The sequence below is a fragment of the Rhodococcus wratislaviensis genome (genome assembly GCF_041228765.1).
GTDB classification, from domain to species: Bacteria; Actinomycetota; Actinomycetes; order Mycobacteriales; family Mycobacteriaceae; genus Rhodococcus_F; species Rhodococcus_F wratislaviensis.
Map to the genome: position 1 here is coordinate 2,234,162 of NZ_CP150488.1, position 19,284 is coordinate 2,253,445.

18 protein-coding genes and 2 pseudogenes are annotated in these 19,284 nt (G+C 67.9%); 5 read left to right on the forward strand and 15 right to left on the reverse strand.

Annotated elements, in window-relative coordinates:
- Nucleotides 1–14: 14 nt before the first annotated feature.
- The 4 genes from aztD to aztB form a co-directional block, all read right to left on the reverse strand.
- Complete coding sequence (gene aztD / locus WKC72_RS10045) at nucleotides 15–1,169, reverse strand: zinc metallochaperone AztD (RefSeq protein WP_370182446.1); 1,155 nt, start codon at nucleotides 1,167–1,169, stop codon at nucleotides 15–17.
- Between the two features lie 75 nt (nucleotides 1,170–1,244).
- On the reverse strand, nucleotides 1,245–2,156 hold the full coding sequence (aztC, locus tag WKC72_RS10050) for a zinc ABC transporter substrate-binding protein AztC (protein WP_268792275.1): 912 nt from the start codon (nucleotides 2,154–2,156) through the stop codon (nucleotides 1,245–1,247).
- Between the two features lie 5 nt (nucleotides 2,157–2,161).
- On the reverse strand, nucleotides 2,162–3,436 hold the full coding sequence (locus WKC72_RS10055) for an ABC transporter (RefSeq protein ID WP_268789497.1): 1,275 nt from the start codon (nucleotides 3,434–3,436) through the stop codon (nucleotides 2,162–2,164).
- 13 nt (nucleotides 3,437–3,449) lie between these two features.
- On the reverse strand, nucleotides 3,450–4,304 hold the full coding sequence (aztB, locus tag WKC72_RS10060) for a zinc ABC transporter permease AztB (RefSeq protein ID WP_268789498.1): 855 nt from the start codon (nucleotides 4,302–4,304) through the stop codon (nucleotides 3,450–3,452).
- An 18-nt stretch (nucleotides 4,305–4,322) separates the two neighbouring features.
- On the opposite strand from aztB, the gene aztA reads away from it, so the two are divergent.
- Complete coding sequence (gene aztA, locus WKC72_RS10065) at nucleotides 4,323–4,958, forward strand: zinc ABC transporter ATP-binding protein AztA (protein ID WP_037226044.1); 636 nt, start codon at nucleotides 4,323–4,325, stop codon at nucleotides 4,956–4,958.
- Here the strand turns inward: aztA and WKC72_RS10070 are convergent.
- From WKC72_RS10070 to WKC72_RS10080, 3 genes are all read right to left on the reverse strand, one after another.
- Entirely contained in the window at nucleotides 4,939–5,331 is a 393-nt protein-coding gene (locus WKC72_RS10070) for a VOC family protein (RefSeq protein WP_037226255.1), read from the reverse strand. The two genes, aztA and WKC72_RS10070, sit on opposite strands and share 20 nt — an antisense overlap.
- A 26-nt stretch (nucleotides 5,332–5,357) precedes the next feature.
- Nucleotides 5,358–5,834 (reverse strand): VOC family protein, encoded by a 477-nt coding sequence (locus WKC72_RS10075; protein WP_037226042.1) that lies wholly within the window; start codon nucleotides 5,832–5,834, stop codon nucleotides 5,358–5,360.
- A 91-nt stretch (nucleotides 5,835–5,925) separates the two neighbouring features.
- Nucleotides 5,926–7,203, reverse strand: coding sequence for an aromatic acid/H+ symport family MFS transporter (locus WKC72_RS10080; protein WP_037226040.1), 1,278 nt, complete (start codon nucleotides 7,201–7,203; stop codon nucleotides 5,926–5,928).
- Between the two features lie 275 nt (nucleotides 7,204–7,478).
- On the opposite strand from WKC72_RS10080, the gene WKC72_RS10085 reads away from it, so the two are divergent.
- The 3 genes from WKC72_RS10085 to WKC72_RS10095 all read left to right on the forward strand — a co-directional run bounded on the left by WKC72_RS10085 (nucleotide 7,479) and on the right by WKC72_RS10095 (nucleotide 11,572).
- Nucleotides 7,479–9,548: an acyltransferase family protein gene (locus WKC72_RS10085; protein ID WP_268789499.1), complete on the forward strand. Its 2,070-nt coding sequence runs from the start codon at nucleotides 7,479–7,481 to the stop codon at nucleotides 9,546–9,548.
- A 16-nt stretch (nucleotides 9,549–9,564) separates the two neighbouring features.
- Complete coding sequence (locus WKC72_RS10090) at nucleotides 9,565–10,302, forward strand: IclR family transcriptional regulator (RefSeq protein ID WP_268789500.1); 738 nt, start codon at nucleotides 9,565–9,567, stop codon at nucleotides 10,300–10,302.
- Nucleotides 10,303–10,393: 91 nt separating this feature from the next.
- Nucleotides 10,394–11,572: a 4-hydroxybenzoate 3-monooxygenase gene (locus tag WKC72_RS10095; protein ID WP_268789501.1), complete on the forward strand. Its 1,179-nt coding sequence runs from the start codon at nucleotides 10,394–10,396 to the stop codon at nucleotides 11,570–11,572.
- Between the two features lie 89 nt (nucleotides 11,573–11,661).
- On the opposite strand, the gene WKC72_RS10100 is transcribed toward WKC72_RS10095, so the two are convergent.
- The 8 genes and pseudogenes from WKC72_RS10100 to WKC72_RS10135 all read right to left on the reverse strand — a co-directional run bounded on the left by WKC72_RS10100 (nucleotide 11,662) and on the right by WKC72_RS10135 (nucleotide 18,750).
- Nucleotides 11,662–12,861, reverse strand: coding sequence for a DDE-type integrase/transposase/recombinase (locus WKC72_RS10100; RefSeq protein WP_370180656.1), 1,200 nt, complete (start codon nucleotides 12,859–12,861; stop codon nucleotides 11,662–11,664).
- 264 nt (nucleotides 12,862–13,125) lie between these two features.
- A pseudogene (locus WKC72_RS10105) lies at nucleotides 13,126–14,525 on the reverse strand (IS1380-like element ISRop1 family transposase).
- A 119-nt stretch (nucleotides 14,526–14,644) separates the two neighbouring features.
- On the reverse strand, nucleotides 14,645–15,271 hold the full coding sequence (locus WKC72_RS10110; protein ID WP_370182447.1) for a TetR family transcriptional regulator: 627 nt from the start codon (nucleotides 15,269–15,271) through the stop codon (nucleotides 14,645–14,647).
- A 10-nt stretch (nucleotides 15,272–15,281) separates the two neighbouring features.
- Complete coding sequence (locus tag WKC72_RS10115; protein WP_370182449.1) at nucleotides 15,282–16,547, reverse strand: NAD(P)/FAD-dependent oxidoreductase; 1,266 nt, start codon at nucleotides 16,545–16,547, stop codon at nucleotides 15,282–15,284.
- Nucleotides 16,548–16,552: 5 nt separating this feature from the next.
- Nucleotides 16,553–16,738, reverse strand: coding sequence for a rubredoxin (locus WKC72_RS10120; RefSeq protein WP_037226029.1), 186 nt, complete (start codon nucleotides 16,736–16,738; stop codon nucleotides 16,553–16,555).
- Between the two features lies 1 nt (nucleotide 16,739).
- Entirely contained in the window at nucleotides 16,740–16,907 is a 168-nt protein-coding gene (locus WKC72_RS10125; RefSeq protein ID WP_112300111.1) for a rubredoxin, read from the reverse strand.
- A complete protein-coding gene (locus tag WKC72_RS10130) occupies nucleotides 16,907–18,139 on the reverse strand; it encodes a fatty acid desaturase (RefSeq protein WP_370182450.1) in 1,233 nt (410 codons plus the stop codon). The genes WKC72_RS10125 and WKC72_RS10130 overlap by 1 nt, the downstream gene beginning before the upstream one ends.
- Nucleotides 18,140–18,399: 260 nt before the next feature.
- Nucleotides 18,400–18,750, reverse strand: a complete 351-nt coding sequence (locus WKC72_RS10135; RefSeq protein WP_370182452.1) for a YrdB family protein — start codon at nucleotides 18,748–18,750, stop codon at nucleotides 18,400–18,402.
- Between the two features lie 87 nt (nucleotides 18,751–18,837).
- Here WKC72_RS10135 and WKC72_RS10140 point away from each other — a divergent pair.
- A pseudogene (locus WKC72_RS10140) lies at nucleotides 18,838–19,115 on the forward strand (M13-type metalloendopeptidase); the annotation flags it as partial.
- Nucleotides 19,116–19,284: the final 169 nt, after the last annotated feature.

The window sequence follows — 19,284 nt, forward strand, 5'->3', positions numbered from 1 at the left end:
GCTGCGTACGCGAATCAGCCGGCGACGCCGGTGATCTCGTTCGGGGTCTCCGGCAGGTCGGCCTGCCCGGACACTGCCCAGGTGTCGAGGTCGATCGTGTGGATCTTCTTGTTCGCGGGGTCGGTCACGTAGGCGGTGTGGTCCTGCACGTACAGCGCGGGCCTCGGCGACTGCCACTTGTCCGGCTCGGTCCACGGTTCGATGACGTCGACGGTGCGGCTCACCGCCTTGCTGTTCGGGTCGATCACGTGCACGGCGCCGTCGGTGCCGAGGACGAGGGCCTCACCGTGCGGGGCTCGCCCGAGCGAGCGGAACGTGTAGCTGGTGCCCAGGTCGACGAGGGTGAGTTGTCCGGTGGCGGTGTCGGTGAGCGAGACTCGTTCGGGGCGTTCGAGTTCGGCGTCGGGATCGGTCTTGTAGTCGCCCAGGATTATCGGTGAATCCTCGTCGCCGGCCTGGTTTCCGATTCGCCCGTAGGGGTCCGGGCTGGTGACCTTGGTGATGACGCCGTCCCGGTAGATCAGCAGGCCGTTCTGGCATCCCACGACCACCGTCTCGCCGGCGGCGACGGCCTCACCGTGCACGCCGGGGCAGTCCTCGTTGCGCACGATCTCCTTGCGGTCGCGGTCGAGTACGACGATGCCGGTGCGTTCGTCCTCGTTGCCGACCGTGGTGAGCAGGCTGCCGTCCGAGAGTTCCACGGCCACTCCGTGATGCGCCTCCGGCGTCGTGAACTCGGTGGTGTCGGGTGTGCCTTCGGAGAGTCCGGCCGGATCGAACACGCGCACGAGTCCGGTGCCGTCGTCGAACAACACGGTCTTGCCGTCGTGCCGGACCACGTGGCCGGGCGTCTTCGCCTCGAACGTGACGTCGGTGAGGGCGGGTTCGGCGGTGTCGAGGGCGGTGAAGCTGTTTCCGGTGCTGACCAGCACGTGCCGGTCGTCGCCTGCGGGGTTGAGCCGGGTGAAGCCGTCCACCTCGGCCGAACCGACCACGTCGAGGCTCTGCGCGTCGAGAACCAGCACGCCGCCGTCGTAGCTGAGTGCCAGCCGCGGTGTGGCCGGGTCGGTGGTGGTCGCTTCGGCCGTGCCGGAGTCGGTGGAGCAGGACGTGAGCAGTGTCGCCGAGAGTGCCACGGCGGCAACGGCGGTGGGGAGAGGTCTACGCATAAGGGTCACTCAGGAGAATTAACTCTTATTGCAAACGGTTGTCAAAGTCGGAAGTGTGCATGTGTGAATGCGTCGCTACGTCAGCCCCTCCGCGATCGCCAGGGAATTCGAATCCATCATCTCGATGTACGTGCCCGCGCCCGAGCCGATCTCGCCCAGCGATTCCGTGAACAGCGAGACGACGTCGACGGGAACACCGGCCTCCGAGGCCAAGACCTGCGCGAGCCGATCGGGCTGGGAGGAGTCGACGAAGATCGCGGGAACCCGCGCCGCAGTGATCGTCGCGGCGAGGTCCGAGAGGTCCGACGCGCTGGGCGACGCCAGGGTGGTCCCGCTGGGAATCACCGCCCCCACGGTGTCGAAGCCGAAACGTTCGGCCAGATAACCGAAGACGTGATGATTGGTCACCAGCTTTCGCCGATCTGCGGGGACGGTCGCGAATCTGTCCGTCATCCGGGCAGTGAGTTCCCCGAGTTGCCGGGCGTAGCTGTCCGAGTTCGTGCGGACGGCTCCCGCGTCGATCTCCGGCACGTGGTCGATCACCGCGTCGCGGATCAGTGCAACAGCCTCGCGTACCCGGTCCGGATCGGTCCAGATGTGCGGATCCAGGGTGCCCGTGGACTTTCCGGAACGGTACTCGATCGGCCGCACGGCCTCACCGACGTGCAGGATCGGGACGCCCTCGGAGCGTGCGGTGTCGACGGTTTTGCCGATTCCCTCCTCGAGTCCGAGACCGTTCGAGACGAGCAGGTCGGCACGCTCCACCCGCGCGGCGTCCGATGCGGAGATCTCGAACGAATGGGGATCGGCGCCTCTCGGCATCAGCACCATCACGTCGGCCTGGTCGCCGACGACGTTCTGCACCACATCACCCAGAATGTTCGTGGTCACGACCACGACCGGTCCGTCGGAGGCGCCCGGGGAGCACGCCGTCACGGACAGCGTCGTGAGTGCGGCCAGCAGGGCCGCCGGCAGCAGGCGCCGCATCCCGCTCACAGCCCGACCACGCCGAGGGTGGACGCGGCGACCCCGACATCGAGAGTGCGCGCGACCCGCGCATCGTCCCGGAAGTCGATCTCGGTCACCGTCTTCGACGCGGGATCCGAGACGTACGCGCGGGTGCCGCCGACGACGACGGCAGGCGGAGTCGCCGACTCGTCGCTCCAGTCGTAGGGGGCGGCCAGGACGTGCGAGGAAGCGGTCTCCGCGCCGGACGCCGTGTCGTACACGCGGAAGGTGCCGTCCGCGAGGACCGCGAACACGGAGCGGCCGTCGCCCGACAGCGCGACATCCAGCGCGCGATCCGCGGTCCGGACGTGCGTCCACCCGCGGGTGCGGGCATCGAAGACCAGCACCCCGTCATTGGTGGCGGTGGGTCCGGCGGCGGCGACCTGGATCGGCAGGCCGTCGTGTCCGCGGAACGACATGGGTCGGGTGGCGGCGCCGATGCCTGCCGGGTACGGAACCTTCTGCGACGTCCACGCGCCGGCGGCGGTGGTCGCGAGGAACAGTCCGTCGTCGCACGCGGCCAGTGCGTCCGTGTCGGACACCGCCGTGCCGTGCATGTTCGGGCAGGCGGTGTCGAAGCCATGCTCGACCTCCCCGTCCGCGGTGTGGACCTCGAACGTGCCGGAGCGGGAATCGGTTCCGTTCGCGGCCGAGTGCGACACCACGAAACCGTTGGCGATCGGCAGCGCGACGCCGTGGTGCGGTGCGTCGGCGTCCACGACGGCCCCGACGTCGATGCTGTCCTTGCGGAGCGCGGCGAAATCGATCACGCGGGCGACGCCGTCGCCGTCGAAGAACGTCGCCACCTTGTCGTCACCTTCGATCACGTGCGCCGGGGTGCCGCCCTCGAGGACGCCGAGTTCGACCGGTGGCTTGGTGTACGAGTGGGTGTGGTCACCGTGGTCGATGGTCCAGGAACCGGCGTCCACCACATGCACCGCGCCGCCCGCGCCGTCCACGGCGAACGCGTAGCGGTCCTTCACCGTCGTCACCCGCGCCGGGTTGTCGAACTCGAACGAGTGGAGAGTCTCGGCGGTCGCGAGGTCGAGCACGTCCACGCGGCCGGAATCGGCATCCGACACGACGAGCCGAGGTTCGGGCCCCTCGACCTCGGTGGATCCGGCCTCGGCGGCAAGGTCGCTACCCGGTTGGCTCCGGCTGTCGGGGGACGCGGCCTCCTCCTGTGGAGATCCGCAACCGCCGAGGGTCAGCGCGGCGACCGCGGCAATTGCTGCGCGGGCGAGGGTCGTGTTGGGCATTCAGGGTCTCCATCTATCGAACGGGTATCGGGGTCGGCAAGCGGGCAGGCCGAAGTCGTCGCGCCGCCGACCGGGCCAGGGCCGCGACGAAGAACTGGAGCACGGCGATTCCGGCGATCGTCGCGCCCGCGGCGGTGTCGGCATTCCACGACACGATCAGCCCGGCGAAGGTGGCGGACCAGCCGAGGAGCACGGCAATCGCCATCGTCGCGCCGATCGACCTGCCGAACAACGCTGCGGTGGCGGACGGGGCGACGAGGAGACCGAACACGAGCAGGGTGCCGACGATGCGGAACGAGGCGACCACGGCGAGGACCACCAGTGCGAGGAGCGCGAGGAGCGCCCACCGAGGCTGCAGACCCAGGGTGTGGGCCTTGCGTTCGTCGAAGACGAGGGCGACGAAGGGGCGGTACGCGATCACCGAGACGATCCCGGCGACCGCGGCCGCCGCCGCGAGCCCGATCAGGTCTTCCCGCGTCGCCGACAGGACGTCACCGAACAGGAAGGCGGTGAGATCGACCGCGAACGACCGTGCACGCGAGACGATCACGACACCTAGCGCGAGCATGCCGACGAACAGCAGGCCGATCCCGGTGTCCTCGGACAGGCGCGAATTCTTCGACACCCAGGCGACGCCGAGGATCATGACGACCGCACTCGCGGCCGCGCCGACGAGGAGGTTCGCGCCGGCGAGATAGGCGACGGCCACCCCGGGCAGCATCCCGTGTGAGATGGCCTCGCTCATGAAGGCCATGCCGCGCAACACGACCCACGTGCCCACCAGGCCGCAGAGGACGGACACCAGCATTCCCGCGAAGAGCGCGCGCCGGACGAAGGACACCATCAGGGGGTCGAGTAGCCACTGCACTCTGCTAATCTAACGATAATGATTGTCGTAAGCGAAATCGCGGTCCGGTACGGCCCGACCACGGCGTTGAACGGTGTGAGCGTGCGGCTCGCACCGGGCACCGTCACGGCCGTCGTGGGGCACAACGGTTCGGGGAAGTCGACGCTCCTGCAGTGCCTGGCCGGCATCGCGCGACCGACGGCGGGACGGATCGACGGCACGAAGGGGCTGGGCACGGCATATGTGCCGCAACGCAATGCGGTGAGCGATCAGCTCCCGCTGAGCGTGCGCGAGGTGGCGGCCATGGGAGCCTGGAACCGACGCGGATTGTGGCGCCGGCTCACTCCCGGCGACCGTGCCGCCGTCGACACGGCGCTGGACAGGCTCGGTCTCGCGGACCTCGGCCGGCGGCGGATCGGCACCCTGTCGGGCGGGCAGCGTCAACGCGCCCTGCTCGCGCAGGCGCTCGTGCAACGCGGCGACTTACTGCTCCTCGACGAGCCCACCACCGGTCTCGACGCCGAAGCCCGCGCGGTGATCGGAAACGTCGTCTCCGAAGAGGCCGCGCGGGGTGCGATCGTCGTCGTGGCCACGCACGAATCCCGCGACGCGGAACGCGCCGACCAGGTGCTGGCCCTGTCGTCGGGGGTGCAGCTCACCCCACTTCGACGATGACGAGCTTGTTGCCGTCCGGGTCTCGGAAGTAGAACATCGGCGGCACGTAGTCGCCCATCCGCAGGACCTCCGCGTCCACGTCGACGCCGTTCGCCGACAGCGTCGCATGGTCGGCGTCAGCGTCCGAGGTGGTGAGGCGGATACCCGTCTCGACGCCCGCGGGGACGCCGTCACGGGTCGGCACGAGCGCGATCGACGTTGCCGATCCCGGTGGCGCCACCTCCACCCACCGCTGTCCGGGGCTGAACTCCGCATCCATACGACGCTCGAAACCGAGTGTGCCCACATAGAATTCGAGCGCCCGATCCTGATCGGTGACAGGGACCGCCACCGTGTGCACCCCGTTGATGTGCGTCTTACCGTCCTCGGCCATGCCGTCCACCTCCCCGTCGGCAGGCGTCACGCCTGCTCGAACGCCTTCTCGAGTTCGGCGACGTCGAGTTTGCGCATCTTCAGCATGGCCTGCATGGCGCGCTGCGCCTTCTCGGTGTCCGGGTCGCGCATGAGTTCGTACAACCGCTCGGGGACCACCTGCCAGGAGACCCCGAAACGATCCTTGACCCAACCGCATTGGCTTTCCTCGCCGCCGTCGCCGGTGAGGGCGTCCCAATACCGGTCCACTTCCGCCTGATCCTTACAGAGGATCTCGAAAGAGACGGCCTCGTCGAACGTGAACTGCGGGCCGCCGTTGAGCGCGATGAACGGCTGCCCGTTGATCTCGAACGACACCGTCAGCACCGTCCCCTCGGGGCCGGGAGTGTCGGGGCCGTAGTGGGTGACCTCCGTGATCCGCGAATTCGGAAACAGTGACGTGTAGAACTTCGCGGCCTCTTCACCTTCGGTGTCGAACCAGAGGCAGGGGGTGATGGGTTTCATGGCGCAGTTCCTCTCGCAGGTCCTCGTCGATTCATCCTCGCCGATATAGACCGCGCCCATGCCCGAAACTCATCGGACGGCTGTCAGGAGTTCAGCGCACCGTCCGGGTGGACGAGATGGCGATCGCGCCGAGCAGCCCGACCAGGGCGAATGCGTAGAAGCCCCACGGGACCGCATAGCCCGCACCGAGCAGGACGCCGCCGAGGATCGGTCCGCAGATCGCGCCCACCCGGCCCACACCGGCCGACCAGCCGAGAGCGGTCGCACGGATCTGCGGCGGGTGGTTGGCGCTCGTGAACGCGTAGACGAGGACCTGTGCGCTGAACACGAAGCAGCCGGCGAGGAACACCAGCGCGTAGATGCCGAACGACACCTTGACGCTGAGCAGGGCGAGGAACACCGCGGCGCCCGCGAACCAGATGATGGCCGCCGTGCGCGGGCCGATCTTGTTGGCGACGCCGCCCGCGATCAGCAGTCCCACCACAGCGCCGGCGTTGAGGATCAGCAGGAACGTCAGTGACGCGCCGAGGTCGTAGCCCGCCTCGCGCATGATCGTCGGCAGCCACGTGTTGAGACCGTAAACGAGGAGCAGTCCCATGAACGAGGTGACCCAGATGGCGATGCTGTTGCGCAGGAACGGGCGCGAGAACAGGGCGCGCACCGGGTTGGCCGAGGCCGCGACGGGAGCGTCGGCGGCCGGTGCCGCCTCCAGTTCCAGGCCGTACTGCTTCGCGATGGCCTCGGCTTCGGCGCGCTTGCCGTGCGCCAGCAGGTACGACGGGGACTCGGGGAGGTACCGCAGCATCAGCGGAATCAGGACCACGGCGGGCAGGGCGCCGACGACGAACATCGAACGCCAGCCGAACGGTTCGATCAGGACGATCGCCAGCGCAGCGGTCGCGACGGCACCCACGTGGTAGCCGGTCATCAGCAGCGTCGACGCGGAGCCGCCGCCCTGCCTCTTCGAGAACTCGTTGACCAGGGCCAGCGCCGTCGGTAGTGCGCCGCCGAGCCCGACCCCCGCAAGGAAGCGGAACAGTCCGAAGAAGAACGGGTTGGGTGCCACCGCGCAGAGAAGCGTGAGAATGGAGAACGCCGCAACGGCGAACAGGAGTGCACGCCTGCGTCCGACGACGTCGGTGAGCGTGCCGATGACCAGCGCGCCGATCGTCATGCCGACCAGGCCGAATGTCGAGATGAACGTGATCGTTCCCGTGGTCAGACCCCAGTCCTCGTAGTCGAGGAGGGAAGGGATGACGGCGCCGAGGACGACCAGGTCGAAGCCGTCGAGCAGCACGGCTACCCAGCAGAGGGGCGCGACCCAGAGGGCGGTGGAGGCGCGGGCGGCGCTTCGTTGGGAAGTGGTCATGGTGTCCTCGACGTTCGACGGTGATGTGCGCGGGCGTTCGCAATGCGAACCCTAGTTCTATACGCGCACTTATTGTGTGGCGCGCCATAGTTGCCTGTCAAACATCGGCTACTCCACACCCAGGCGATCCGCCGCTCCTGGGCGCTCGCCCAATGTCACCTCGGTGCCGTCCATGCAGACCGCTGTGACATTCGGCCGCGCTCGGGTTGGTCAAGAACTGGTAAACCCTGTGTGGATAATCGATCGGGTACCGAGTTGATGAGCCAGGACGGACTGTGAGACCCAACCCCCAGGTGGCCGCGAGCCGTCCGAGCCACGCCGCGACGCCACCGTCGGCTGCGAGCGGTTACCGGTACGACCTCGACGGTCTGCGCGGAATCGCGATCGCGCTGGTCGTGGTCTATCACGTGTGGTTCGGCCGGGTGTCCGGCGGCGTCGACATCTTCCTGGTGCTCTCGGGATTCTTCTTCACCGGCATGCTCGTGCGACGCGCGTCTGCGGGCTCGGGTCCGTCGGTCCCCGCAGTCCTGCGGCGCACCGCCCGCCGCCTGCTGCCCGCGCTGGTGGTGGTGTCGGCCGCGACCGCGGTCGCGACCGTGATCCAGCGGCCGTTCACGCAGTGGTCGGGGATCGCGGACCAACTCCTCGCCTCACTGCTGTACGTGCAGAACTGGCAGCTGGCCCGGACCGCGTCCGATTACGCCGCCGCCGACGCGTCGGTCAGTCCGCTGCAGCACCTGTGGTCGATGTCCGTGCAGGGGCAGTTCTACGTGCTCGCGCTCGCGGTCGTCGCGGGTGTGGCCTGGACGTGCCGCCGCCGGATCGGTCTCGTGCGACCCCTCCTCGGCGGCGTGCTCGGTGCGGGGTTCGTGGCGTCGTTCGTCTATGCCGCGGTGCTGTCGCAGGACCGGCAGTCGTGGGCGTATTTCGACACGTTCGCGCGACTGTGGGAGCTGCTCGCGGGTGCGCTGCTCGCGCTCGTCGTGCACCGCGTCGCGCTGTCTCGGTGGTGGCGCACCGTCCTCGCGGTGTCGGGGTTCGCCGTGGTCCTCGGGTGCGGGTTCCTCGTCGACGGCGCCGCCTTGTTCCCCGGTCCGGCGGCCCTGATTCCGGTCGGTGCGGCGGTGGCGCTGATCCTCGCGGGCGTCGGCCCCTCCGAGCAACCGGGGATCGTGACGATGATGGCGTCGCGGCCGTTCGTCGAACTCGGTGGCCTGGCCTATTCGCTGTACCTGTGGCACTGGCCGATCCTCATCTTCTACCTCACGTGGCGCGAGCGGCCCGCGGTCGGCGCGCTCGGTGGACTCGCGGTGATCCTCGTGTCGCTGGTGCTGGCGTGGCTCACCCAGCGGCTGATCGAAGTGCGGTTCCAGACGGGGTCGGCCCGTCCGCGGCGGTTGCTGACCGCGCTGGTCGCGATCCTCGGCGTCGCCGTGGTGGGAACCGCGTCCGGCTGGCACGTGTATCTGGTCCGCAACCCCGAGACGACCGCCCGGGTCGGTGAGCTGGACCCGTGGCTGTACCCGGGCGCGGCGTCGCTGACCGACGGCGCATTCGCGCCGCGCACGGACATGCGACCCACCCTGCTCGAGGCGTCGGGAGATCTTCCGCAGCCGACCCTCGACCGCTGCATCTCCGACCTGACCACCCGCGACGTCGTCACCTGCGTGTACGGCGACCTCAGCGCGGAGCGGACGATCGCCGTGGTGGGCAGTTCCCACGCCGAGCACTGGGTGCCCGCGCTCGATCGCATCGGGCAGCAGCGCGGTATCCGGGTCGAGACGTACCTCAAGATGGGGTGCCCGCTGACCGTCGCGGACGTCCCGCTGCTCGCCGGCGAGCCGTATCCCGACTGCGGCGACTGGTCCCGCGACGTCCTCGACCGTCTCCGGGATCACCGGCCGGACTGGGTGTTCTCGACGTCCTCGCGTCCCAACGAGGAGGGCGCAGGCGACGTCACGCCCGAAGACTACGTGGGCCTGTGGGCGCGGCTCGCGGATTTCGGGCTGCCGTTCCTCGGCATCCGCGACACGCCGTGGCTGCACAACGACGGCGTCCCGTATTCGGTCGTCGACTGCCTCGCCGACGGCGGCGACGCCGACAGCTGCGGCATGCCCCGGGACGACGTGCTCGCCCCGGACAACCCCACGCTCGACGCGGCCCGCGACCTGCCGTCGGTGTATCCGCTCGACCTCACGGACGCCGTGTGTGACGTGGCGATCTGCCGTGCGGTGCAGGGAAACATCCTCGTCTATCACGATTCGCATCATCTCTCGGCGACATACGTCCGGAGCCTCGTCCCCGAACTCGACCGGCAGATCGGCATGGCCACCCGCTGGTGGTGACCGGGATACTTGCGGCATGTCCGAAAACGATCGCAGCATGCTGGGACGCGCCTTCCTGGTGCTGGGTTCGTTCACGTCGGAGCGTCCGCGGCTGTCGCAGTCGGAGCTGAGCCGGCGCACCGGACTGCCGCTGCCGACGGTGCACCGGCTGTGCCGTCAGCTGGTCGACAACGGCGCCCTCGAACGCGTCGACGACGGGCACTACGAGATCGGGGTGCGGGTGTGGGAGCTGGGTGCGCTCGCGCCCCGCGCTCACGGATTGCGGCAGGTGGCGTTGCCCTATCTCGAGGACCTGTACGAGGCGACGCGCGAGAACGTCCAGCTCGTGGTCCGGGAAGATCTCGAGGCTCTCTACCTCGAACGGCTGTCGGCGCGCGGCGCCGTGACCGTCGTCGGGAGGGCCGGCGGCAGGCTGCCGCTGCACGCGTCCAGCGGCGGTCTCGTGTTGCTGGCGTTCGGCGGCAAAGCCCTGCTCGACGAGGTCCTCGCGGCGGGCCTGGAACGCTTCACGCCGTCGACCATCACCACCGAACATCGCCTGCGCAGCACCCTCGACGACATCCGCCGGACCGGCTGGGTCACGTGCCGCGAACACCTCAACGTCGGGACGCTGGCCGTGGCCGCGCCGGTGTCGCGGTCGACGGGTGAGGTGGTGGCAGCGGTGTCGGTCGTGGTTCCGGCGGAGAAGGATCCCGCACCCCTGATCCCGGCGGTGCGGGCGGCTGCGCGGGGCATCTCCCGCGGCGTCGCGTAGCTCGTCTTTCACTCAGTGAAAGAGGGGGTGTTGCGATCACACGGTGGGCAGCACAGTGACTGGTGTCACGAACTACGCGAGGAGTCTGCTCATGAACACACAGGTCGGGATCGTCGGCGGGGGTCCCGCAGGGCTGATGCTGTCCCATCTCCTGCACCTGAAGGGCATCGATTCCGTCGTGCTCGAATGCCGCACCCGCGAGGAGGTGGAGGGCACGATCCGGGCCGGTGTGCTCGAACAGAACACCGTCGACCTGATGGTCGACACCGGACTCGGCGACCGCGTCAAGCGTGAAGGACTCACCCACCACGGCATCGAACTACGGTTCGGCGGCCGCGGCCACCGCATCGACTTCGACGAACTGACGGGCGGTCGCGCCGTCACCGTCTACCCGCAGCACGAGGTCCTCAAGGACCTCATCGCCCGGCGCCTCGAAGACGGCGGCGACATCCGATTCGGCGTCTCCGACGTGCAGGTTCTGCACCACACGTCCGACAACCCGAAAATCACCTACCTCGACGCCGACGGCAACGAGCAGACGCTCACCTGCGCGCTCGTCGCCGGCTGCGACGGATCGCGCACCACGACCCGCGGTCTCATCCCCGAGACCACCGTGCGCACCGACCACTTCCGCCAGTACCCGTTCGCCTGGTTCGGCATCCTCGCCGAGGCCCCGCCGTCGTCCGAGGAACTGATCTACGCCAACCACCCTCGCGGCTTCGCGCTCATCAGCACCCGCACGCCGGAGGTCCAGCGGCATTACCTGCAGGTCGACCCGGACGACTCCGTCGACAACTGGTCCGACGACCGCATCTGGTCGGAACTGCACGCCCGCGTCGACGGCGAGGGCGCGGAGATCAAGGACGGCAAGATCTTCCAGAAGTCGATCCTGCAGTTCCGCAGCTTCGTGTGCGAGCCCATGCAGCACGGCAACCTCTTCCTCGCCGGCGACGCCGCCCACACCGTGCCGCCCACCGGCGCGAAGGGCATGAACCTGGCGATCGCCGACGTGTACTTCCTGTCCAAGGCGATGGCCGAGTTCTTCGCCACCCGCAGCCGGGCCGGGCTCGAGGGCTACACCGACAGCGTCCTCCCACGCGTGTGGCGGACCCAGCACTTCTCCTGGTGGATGTCCTCGATGCTGCATCGACTCCCCGACGACACCGGATTCGGCCACAAGCGGCAGGTCGCCGAACTGGACATGGTCACCCGCTCCGTCGCCGGCCGCACCCTCATCGCCGAGAACTATGTCGGCACCCCTTTGGGCTGACGCCCCCGTGAGTACTTATTAACGTCGGGCGGTTTGTGCTGTCTACGTAGATGTGAGACACGGGTGTCTACGTAGATGTGAGACAGATTTTAGGCGGGGCGGAGTTTGCCTTGGTAGCGCTTGGTGTGGTCGAGGTGTAGGTGGCCGATCACGTCGCCGTCGGTGGTGTAGGCGGTGACGTGGTCGTCGTCGCGCAGCAGGGTGACGGTCTGTCCGGCCATCTTTCGGCCGACGCTCAGGCGGGCGCGGGAGTCGACGCACACGGTGCCGGTGGAGGAGACGACGAGGGCGTGCACGGTGGCGTCGTGTTGGATCGGAAGGTGCTGTGGCCCACCGTGGATCGCCGCATTCCGCCAGGCCTGCAGCGGTGGCATCTTGACGGCGCTGTGCGGGCGTTCGGTGTTGTAGAACCGCTGGTAGGTCTCGCACAGTTGCTGCAGTTCGGTGGTGGTGGCCGCGGTGGTGGGCCGTGCGGCCAACCATTGCTTGAAGGTGCGGTGGTGGCGTTCGACCTTCCCGCAGGTCTGCGGGTGATACGGGGTGGAGTGGATCAGCCGGGCCCCGGCCTGCTCCACGACCCGGGTGAAGCCGGAGATGCCGCCCTTGGTGCGGCGGGAGGTGAACGCGCTGCCGTTGTCGGCGAGCACCAACGCCGGGATCCCGAAGCCGGTGAACGCGGCGGTGATCGCCGCGATCGCCCCGGCGGCGGTTTCGGCGTCCGCGACCCGGGTGGCGACCAGGGTGCGGGTGCAGTCGTCGAGGACCTCGAAGACGACGACCTTCTCGCCGGTGGCCAACCGGACCTGGGTGGCGTCGATCTGGTAGCAGTCGCGGGGGTTGCGGTAGCAGAACCGGCGGTACGACGATTTCGGGCGTTTCTTCGGTTCCGGGATCACCAGGTCGTAGCGGGAGAGGATCGTGTTGATCGTGGCCCGGGACGGGATGGTCCAGCCCTCGGCGGCCCAGTGGTGTTTGTCGGCGACGGCCTGCAGGTGGTAGGCGATGGTGTCGGCGCCGCGCTCGTGGTGGGGCAGGTTCAGGCGAAGCCGGACGATTTCGATCTCGACCGGTAGTGGGGTGGCGTGTGGGCAGGAGGTGGGCCGGCGGGACCGGGTGGTCCACCGGCCCTCCTCCTCGATCCGTTTCTTGTGTCGGTAGGCGGTGGCGCGGGAGATCCCGTGGTCGGCGCACCAGCGGGCGAAGTTCCCGTCGAACATGTCGGCGCCGGTGGCGTGGGCGAGCACCAGCAGGGCGTGTAGCAGGTCCATGACGGCATCCGTTCCGGTCATGAACCAAGTTCACGACCAGTCAGGTGCCTCACACCTCGTCGACGGCAGCGTGTCTCACATCTGGGTAGACATCATCTGTCTCACATGTCCCCAGACTCAACAAACGTCGGGCGGTTAAGCCTGGATCCACCGATAGGGGCGGGTCGGGTGATGGGTTCGGTTGTGGCCGTTGATGGGCTGTCAGGGGTGTGGGTGATCGCCCGACCGATGTGTCGGGTTGTTCCACTGGGTCTTTCGGGTCGGGGCCGGGGGTGGCCGGGCGGATTAGGTGACCTGGGGTCTTCGATGTCGGGTGTGGGTGAAGAGTTGGTTCCATTCGGATTCCCAGGGCCAGCGCCGCGGCAGGTGCAGGGTGAGGCGGCGGGCCGAGGACGCGATCCGCGCCGGGACCGAGATCAGGGTCCGGCGGATGGTGGCGGTCGTCGCCTTGGCCAGGCGGGCCCCGGTGAGGGTGGCGGCGGCGCGGGTGAGATTGAACGCCATCACCGCAAGCACCAGCCAGGCACTGTTGGCGGCGAACCGCCCCGACGGCAGGTGCGCGAGCGCGGAGTTCTTCAGGTCGGCGTGGACCTGCTCGATGATCGCGTGCCCGCGGTGGATCTTGTCCGCGGCCACGGTGTCCAGGACGGCGGGGTCGGTGGTGGTGAAGAACGCGTGGAACCGCCAGGCGTCGAACAACGTGCCCTGACCATCGGTGTGTTCCCGCAGGTCGGGGATGCGGCGCACCACCAACCGGCCCGGTGTCCGCTCGGAGGCGAGGCGGGTGAACGCGGTGAAGTCGATCTCGGCGACCTCGGCGCGGGAGATCCACCGGCCGGCCTGTTCGTCGTAGACGGCGTCGGTGTATTCGATCGGGGTCCACGCATCCTCGTCGATGGCGGCGATCGCCGCCTTCACCGTCGCGGTCATCCGCACCGTGACCGAGACGTCGGCGCCGGAGCGCAGTGCCGCGGACACGGTCGGGTGCCCGTAGAAGGCCGAGTCGGCCCGCACCAGCACAGACCCCGGTGACAGCTGCGGGCGCAGGCGGCCGAGTGTGGCGAGGGCGTCGCTGACCATCCGGGATGCCCCGCGTGGGGATCCGCAGCCGCCGCGGCGCAGGCGTTGGCCGACGATCACCGGTGCCCGCCCGTCGGTGGTGGCGGTGGCGATCAGCGCGTTCAACCCCGGACCCCCGTATATCCGTAGCCCGAACCCTGCTTGGCGTGCCCGTGCACCTCGACGATGGTGTCGTCGAGGTCGACGAGGATCCGCCCACCTGATTCGGGCCCACCGACCAGCGGTGTTCGTTCGGCCAGGCCTTGCAGGAATCGGGCGGCGACGGCGTCGAGTTGGCGGACGTGCCCGAAGGAGAACGTCCGCAGGAAGGAGCCCAGCGTCGACGGGGCGTACGGGCGGTCGAATACCGTGGGCATGGCGCCGTGCCGCAGCAGCGCCATGTCGTCGATGCTGTCGGCGCCGGCGACCATGCCCGCTACCAGTGCGGTCACCTTCCGGCCCGCGTGTGCGCCCTTGTCGGTGGGCAGCGTCAGATGCTCGTCTGCCAGGTCATCGAGGCCGCAGTCCTGAGCCAACCCCAGGACCGGGACCAGTCCGGCCGCGGCGAGGAGATTGCGGTCGTCGAACGCCGAGGCCGTCACCGGGTGGGTGTGGGATAGTTGCACCCTAGAGATGCCCTTCGTGTCGATCGAACTGGTTCTGTGAGAAGTCCAATTCTTTCAGCACGCAAGGGCATCTCGCCGTTTCGACTCACCTACCCCGACACCACATCGGTGGATCCAGGTTAAGAAGTACTCACGGGTGGCGGAGCCGCAACGAACGGGGCGAACAGTCGGGCAGTGTTCGCGGACGCCGCCGCGGTGTCCTGGGGTGGGTTGGCGATGAAACTCAAGGCGAGCCGGACGATCGCGTGCGCGATGATCCCGGCGTCGTCCGGGGAGGAGTTCACCCACGACCGTTGCAACGTCTGGGCGAGCCGTTCGGCCGCCGGTTGGATGATGATGTTGCTGTCCGTCGTGATCAGGCGCAGCAGATCCTCGGGTGCCTTCCCCTGGTGCAGCGACATCACCAGGGGATCGGCTCCGCTGAGTTCGAAGAACGTCGCATAGCCTTGCCGCAGAGCGGTTGTCGCGTCGCCGGGGTTGTCGTACAGAGCGGATTCGATGACGGTGACGAGGCTGTCGGTCAGCCGAAGGGCGTACCCCTCCGCCAGGCCGCGCCGCGATCGGAACTCTTTGTAGATCGTCTGCCTGCTCAGCCCCGCGGCGACCGCGACGTCGGTCATGGTGATTGTCGGCCACGGACGTTCCAGCAGCAGTTCCCGGAGCGCATCGAGGGTTGTCTCCCGCATCAGCGACGTCGCGGCCAGCCGGTACCGACTCGGTCGGTCGGTGCGGTCGTCTGCTGGCATGACCTCGATGCTAGCGGGCGGCCGCGACCCGACCCTCCCGCTCGCCGGCGAGCACGTCGGTCAGAGCAACCGACTCGTCCGCCAACGCGGCGCGGTCGACGGCGCCGCCCCGGGCGATCATCGTGCGCACGGTGCGGAGGTCTTTCGGGCGGCCCACGGCGATGACCCCGACCGGCGTGCCCTCACGCACCGCGACCGCTGTGAAATCGCGATCGGCGATCGAACCGCGGATCACGTAGTCGTCGTCGAACCGGGTCGCGCCGGCGAACTGCACGGTGTGGCCGTACTGGTTGGACCACCCCCACGGAACGTCGGTGAACGGTGTGGGCTTCCCGAGGATGGACTGCGCGGCGGCAATTCCCTGTGCCTGAGCGCCGTTCCAGTGTTCGGAACGATATCGCTCGTCGTCACGCGCACCGGGGATGTTGGCGGCGTCTCCGGCCGCGTAGACGCCGTCGGCCGAGGTGCGGAACTGCCCATCGACGGTGATGCCGTTGTGGACGCGCAGTCCCGCCGCGACCGCGAGCGTCACCTCCGGGACGGTGCCGACCGAGACGAGGACGGTTCCGGCATTCCAGCTGCGACCGTCGTCCGCGACGGCGCGGGCGGAGCCGTCGTCGCTCACGCCGAGCGACGACAGTGCGACATCCGTGCAGACGTCGACATCGTTCTCGGCGTGCAGCGACGCGATCATCGTCGAGACTTCCGGGGGCACAATTCGACTGAGGAGCGCCGGGTCGCGTTCGAGAACGGTGACCTCCGCGCCGAGCGACCGCGCCGTCGCAGCGACCTCACATCCGATGAGACCGCCGCCGATCACGAGCAGGGAACCGGTGCGTCGAATCGACGCGCGAAGGGAATCGGCATCGGCCATCGAGCGCAGAGTGAAGACGTTCGCACCGGAGACACCGTCGAGTCGGCGGGCCTTTCCACCGGTCGCGAGCAGCAGGGCACTGAACTGCAGAGTTTCCCCCGAGGAGAGGGCCAGGCGCTTCCTGCCGGTATCGAGTCCGACGGCCGTTGCGCCGGTGATCAATTCGATCTCCCTTTCCTCCCAGAAAGAGTCGGGCTTCAGCGTGGTCTTCTCCGCGGCCGTGGCACCCGACAGGAAGTCTTTCGACACCGTCGGGCGCCGATACGGCAGTGCGGGTTCGTCTCCGATCAGGACGACGCGCCCGCGGAAGCCTTCCGAGCGGAGCGTCTGCGCGGCGCTCGCCCCTGCGATACCGGACCCGACGACGACTACCGTCGACAGTTCCGCAGAGAGATTCGGCATTGCGCTCACGCCCTGCTGACCTCGACCATGTCGAAGTCCGCCTTGGCAGCCCCGCAGTCGGGGCACGACCAGTCCTCGGGAATGTCGTCCCATCTGGTGCCCGGCTCGATGCCGTCCTCCGGCCAGCCCTCGGCCTCGTCGTACTCGAATCCGCATTGGACACAGCGGAAAAGCTTGAAATCGGTACTCATGTCACGCCACCTTCGGGTCGAAATCGATCTTTTCGCGGACCCCGCAGTCGGGGCAGCACCAGTCGTCGGGCACATCGGCCCACGAGGTGCCGGCGGGGAATCCCTCACGCGGTGCGCCGGACGCCTCGTCGTAGACGTAGTCGCAGACCGGGCACTGGTAGGCGGCCATCACCGAACTCCGCCGCTGTACTTGGCCAGCACCTTCTCGCGCTTGCCGGGTTGGATGTTCACGCGGGTGATGTCGCCGTCGTAGTGGTCGAGCACGCGGTGATCCATCACCTTGCGCCAGAGCGGCGGGAAATACGCGAGCGTGATCATGCTGGCGTAGCCGCTGGGCAGGTTGGGAGCACCGTCCATGCTCCGCAGCGTCTGGTAGCGCCGGGTCGGGTTCGCGTGATGGTCGCTGTGGCGCTGCAGGTGGTACAGGAAGATGTTGGTCACGATATGGTCGGAATTCCAGCTGTGTGAGGGCGCGCAGCGCTCGTAGCGGCCACTGGCAGTCTTCTGACGCATCAGGCCGTAGTGCTCGAGGTAGTTGACCGTCTCGAGGAGAGAGAAACCGTAGATCGCCTGAATGATCAGGAACGGGATGACGACCGGACCGAAGATGGCGATGAGTGCGCCGAACAGCACCACCGACATGAGCCAGGCATTGAGCACGTCGTTGTGAATGCTCCACGTGCTCTTGCCGAGTCGCTGCATCCGGGTCTTCTCGAGTTCCCAGGACGACTTCAGGCTTCCCCAGACGCTGCGGGGCAGGAACGTCCAGAAGCTTTCTCCGAAACGTGAACTCGCCGGATCCTCCGGGGTGGCGACCCGGACGTGATGGCCCCGGTTGTGCTCGATGTAGAAGTGGCCGTAGAAGGTCTGCGCGAGAGTGATCTTTGCCAGCCACCGTTCGAGCTCGGTCTTCTTGTGGCCCATCTCGTGTGCGGTGTTGATGCCGATGCCGCCCATGACGGCGACGCTGAACGCGACGCCGACCTTCGACACCAGCCCGAGGCCGCCGTCGATGCCGAGCCAGGAGAGATTGTCCGCCGACCAGAGGTAGCACGCGAACACCAGGCTCGCCAGCTGGAACGGGATGAACACGTACGTGCAGTACCGGTAGTACCTGTCGTTCTCGAGCTGTTCCATCACTTCCTCGGGAGGGTTCTGGCCGTCGGGCCCGAAGAACCTGTCGAGGATCGGGAGCGCGATGAACAGCAACAGGGCGCCGATCCACCACCACACCGGGGCCACCACCGACCATCCGAGTTGGTTGAACGCCCACACCAATCCCGCGGCGAGGAACAGGGCGGTCGGGGGTATCAACCCCATCAGCCACAGGTAGCGCTTGCGGTCGCGCCAGGCTTCCGGTGGTGCTTCCTCTGTCGTCCTGCCGATATCCGACGTCGTCACGGTCCGAACCTCCTCGTCCAGTAGCTGTCGCGGTATGAACCAGCTCACTCTGCATTGGACAGTACACGGCTATGCATCCAGAGTCTAGACAAATCAGCGCATTTGTAAATTAGTGCGGTGCTCTAACGCCGGGGGCTTCGCCACCGATAAAGAGTTCGACACTGTTCCACTGCTGAGGAGGCCTTCGATGTTCCGTGACCCCGGACTTCCCGACTGGCTCGAATTCGTCCTCGGCCTGCTCGGGTACCGCTGGTAGTCGTCTACTCCGGCGTCCGCGAGCGCGCCGCGAACGTCGCTGTCGCCACGACGGCGAACACCAGCCCCCACCACGGGTGACCGGCGACTGCGATGAGCACGCCGGTCACCGCGAACAGCGCGGTCTGGGCGAACAGTCGTGCGGGATTGTGTAGTCGTCGAGACGATTTCGGTGCCATGGTGACGCCCCAGAGCACGGCCGCGGCCACTGGGAGGAGCGTCGCCAGTACCACCTGAACGACCGTCGAGTTCGCGAGCGACCAGCCCGCGACGGCGAGCAGGACCAGCATCGCGATCTCGCAGGCGAAAGCCACGACGTCGAGAACACCCACTCGTGGCGCGCCGGCTTCGCTCATCGACCCAGCTTAGATGCGTACGTTGAAAGGGAGGCCGAACACGGGACGACGGAAGAGAGACTCGTGCAGATCGGGGCCGGCAAGGTCTTCGGTGGCATCGGCTCCGTCATCGGACACGAGGCAACGCACGGGTTCGACGACCAGGGAAGCCAATTCGACGGCAACGGCAACAACGTGAACTGGTGGACACCCGCGGACCGAGAGCAGTTCGCGGCCCGGACGGAGAAACTCGCCGACCAGTTCGACGCCTACACCCCGATCCCGGCCGGCCCGACGTCCACGTCCACGGCAACCTGACTCTCGGCGAGAGCATTGCCGATCTCGGTGGAGTCAACGCGTCGTACGACGCACTGCAGGCCGTGCTCGATTCCGATCCCGGTACGGCGGAGGAGAAGATCGACGGGCTACAGTTCGGACAGTCGTTCGGCTGCCCTGCTTCGCCTGTGAGTACTTATTAACCTGGATCCACCGATGTGGTGTCGGGGTAGGTGAGTCGAAACGGCGAGATGCCCTTGCGTGCTGAAAGAATTGGAC

Excerpts from the sequence above, each read along its gene's own strand:
- WKC72_RS10055 (WP_268789497.1), bottom strand. The coding sequence starts at position 3,436 with ATGCCCAACACGACCCTCGCCCGCGCAGCAATTGCCGCGGTCGCCGCG.
- aztC (WP_268792275.1), bottom strand. The coding sequence starts at position 2,156 with ATGCGGCGCCTGCTGCCGGCGGCCCTGCTGGCCGCACTCACGACGCTG.
- WKC72_RS10080 (WP_037226040.1), bottom strand. The coding sequence starts at position 7,203 with ATGACCACTTCCCAACGAAGCGCCGCCCGCGCCTCCACCGCCCTCTGG.
- WKC72_RS10095 (WP_268789501.1), top strand. The coding sequence starts at position 10,394 with ATGAACACACAGGTCGGGATCGTCGGCGGGGGTCCCGCAGGGCTGATG.
- WKC72_RS10110 (WP_370182447.1), bottom strand. The coding sequence starts at position 15,271 with ATGCCAGCAGACGACCGCACCGACCGACCGAGTCGGTACCGGCTGGCC.
- aztA (WP_037226044.1), top strand. The coding sequence starts at position 4,323 with ATGATTGTCGTAAGCGAAATCGCGGTCCGGTACGGCCCGACCACGGCG.
- WKC72_RS10090 (WP_268789500.1), top strand. The coding sequence starts at position 9,565 with ATGTCCGAAAACGATCGCAGCATGCTGGGACGCGCCTTCCTGGTGCTG.
- aztD (WP_370182446.1), bottom strand. The coding sequence starts at position 1,169 with ATGCGTAGACCTCTCCCCACCGCCGTTGCCGCCGTGGCACTCTCGGCG.
- WKC72_RS10125 (WP_112300111.1), bottom strand. The coding sequence starts at position 16,907 with ATGGCCGCCTACCAGTGCCCGGTCTGCGACTACGTCTACGACGAGGCG.
- WKC72_RS10115 (WP_370182449.1), bottom strand. The coding sequence starts at position 16,547 with ATGCCGAATCTCTCTGCGGAACTGTCGACGGTAGTCGTCGTCGGGTCC.
- WKC72_RS10135 (WP_370182452.1), bottom strand. The coding sequence starts at position 18,750 with ATGAGCGAAGCCGGCGCGCCACGAGTGGGTGTTCTCGACGTCGTGGCT.
- WKC72_RS10120 (WP_037226029.1), bottom strand. The coding sequence starts at position 16,738 with ATGAGTACCGATTTCAAGCTTTTCCGCTGTGTCCAATGCGGATTCGAG.
- WKC72_RS10100 (WP_370180656.1), bottom strand. The coding sequence starts at position 12,861 with ATGACCGGAACGGATGCCGTCATGGACCTGCTACACGCCCTGCTGGTG.
- WKC72_RS10075 (WP_037226042.1), bottom strand. The coding sequence starts at position 5,834 with ATGAAACCCATCACCCCCTGCCTCTGGTTCGACACCGAAGGTGAAGAG.
- WKC72_RS10070 (WP_037226255.1), bottom strand. The coding sequence starts at position 5,331 with ATGGCCGAGGACGGTAAGACGCACATCAACGGGGTGCACACGGTGGCG.